At 71.7% G+C, this 1,577-nt stretch carries 3 protein-coding genes; 1 reads left to right on the top strand and 2 read right to left on the bottom strand.

All coding sequences use genetic code 11. From position 1 onward, the window contains the following. The coding region (locus GTW43_RS32515) for a TetR family transcriptional regulator (RefSeq protein ID WP_161305561.1) at window positions 1-163 on the bottom strand (163 nt) is incomplete at its 3' end. Between the two features lie 68 nt (window positions 164-231). On the opposite strand from GTW43_RS32515, the gene GTW43_RS32510 reads away from it, so the two are divergent. Further along, window positions 232-1,128, top strand: a complete 897-nt coding sequence (locus GTW43_RS32510) for an SDR family NAD(P)-dependent oxidoreductase (RefSeq protein ID WP_161305560.1) — start codon at window positions 232-234, stop codon at window positions 1,126-1,128. 72 nt (window positions 1,129-1,200) lie between these two features. Here GTW43_RS32510 and GTW43_RS32505 read toward each other — a convergent pair. Next, window positions 1,201-1,577, bottom strand: a 377-nt coding sequence (locus GTW43_RS32505; protein WP_237536929.1) for a LysR substrate-binding domain-containing protein, incomplete at its 5' end; no start/stop codon positions are given.

Raw genomic sequence — 1,577 nt, 5'->3', positions numbered from 1 at the left:
GGAGCGCCGACTTGTGCATGCCCACTTCGGCGGCGATGTCGGTGAGGGTGACCTCGCGGATGCCGCGCCCCCGGCCGAGCGCCCGGGCCGCCTCCAGGATCGCCCCTTCCCGCGCCTGCTTGGCCTCGGCGCTGCGCGCCCGCTGGAACGCTGGCTGACTCATGCGGCCATCATAGGAGGATCTAGCAGAACGGTGTTGCGTTAATTAGAGAACGGTGTTGTACTAAATGCATGAGTGACAACGAACGCAGCACGGAGCGCATACGGCAGCAGGTCTGGTTCATCACCGGTTCGTCCCGCGGATTCGGCCGGGCGCTGGTGTCCGCCGCCCTCGATGCGGGCCATCTGGTCGTCGCCACGGCACGCCGCCCGGACGCGCTGGACAAGGAGCTGAGGGAATACGGGGACCGGGTCCTCACCGTGCCCCTGGACGTGACCAGCCCCGAGGCGGCCCGCACGGCGATCGATGCGGCGGTGGCCCGGTTCGGCCGGATCGACGTCCTGGTGAACAACGCGGGGTACGCGAACGTGTCGCCGGTCGAGACGGCGGACGACGACGACATTCGGGCCCAGTTCGAGACCAACTTCTGGGGCGTCTACCACGTGACCAAGGCGGCACTGCCCCTGCTGCGCCGGCAGGGCTCGGGCACCGTCGTGCAGTTCTCCTCGGTCGGCGGGCGCGTCGGCGGCTCCCCCGGAATCGCCGCGTACCAGGCCGCCAAGTTCGCGGTCGACGGCTTCACCCGGACCCTGGCCGCGGAGACCGCGCCGTTCGGACTGCGGTTCATGGTGGTGGAACCGAGCGGCTTCGCCACCGACTGGGCCGGCTCCTCCATGACCGTCCACCCGGTGCCGGAGGCCTACGACGCGACCGTGGGCGCGATGAACCGGCGGGTGCGCCAGGGCACGTCCGGCGGCGCAGGTGATCCGCAGCGCGCCGCGGAGATCATCGTGCGCACCGTACGGCAGGACGAGGTGCCGAGCCATCTGCTGCTCGGAGTGAACGCGGTGACCATGGCGCTCGACTACTCCCGCGGCCAGCTGGCCGAGGCGGGCGCCTGGGAGAAGGTGAGCCGCTCGGCCGATTTCGCCGAGCCGTACCCGGTGGAGCTGCCCGACGCGTCGTAGAGCCGGATCGGTGACGGCCCGCTCGCGTCGGCAGAGCCCCCTGCGGAGGGGTGGACCACCGTCCGTGGACCGCTATCCCGCCGGAGCCGGGCCGGGCCCCGCCGTCGGCGCGCCGCGCCGGACCAGAAGGTCCGTGACCAGCGCGAGGGGAGGCCAGTCCAGGCGGCCGTGGCGGACGACCGCGCAGGCGCGCAGGACCACCGGTGGGCCGTCGAGCGGCAGCAGGCGGACTCCGGGGAAGACGGGGGTGTCGACGGCCAGGAGGCCCACACCGAGCCCGGCGGTGATCATCCCCTGGACGAGGTCGAGGCTGTCGGCCTGGTGGGTGATGCGCGGAGTGAAGCCGGCCATGGAGGCGAGGGTGCGGATGGCCGTCTCGTCCGCGGTGTTGCGGGAGTTGACGATCCAGTCGTCCTCACGGAAGCGGGCGAACAGCTCCAGGGTGTCCG

Origin of the sequence: Streptomyces sp. SID5785 (assembly GCF_009870065.1) — a bacterium.
Taxonomy (GTDB): domain Bacteria; phylum Actinomycetota; class Actinomycetes; order Streptomycetales; family Streptomycetaceae; genus Streptomyces.
Note: the sequence above shows the minus strand (reverse complement) of the source record. Positions and strands in the feature narration are given on the sequence as shown.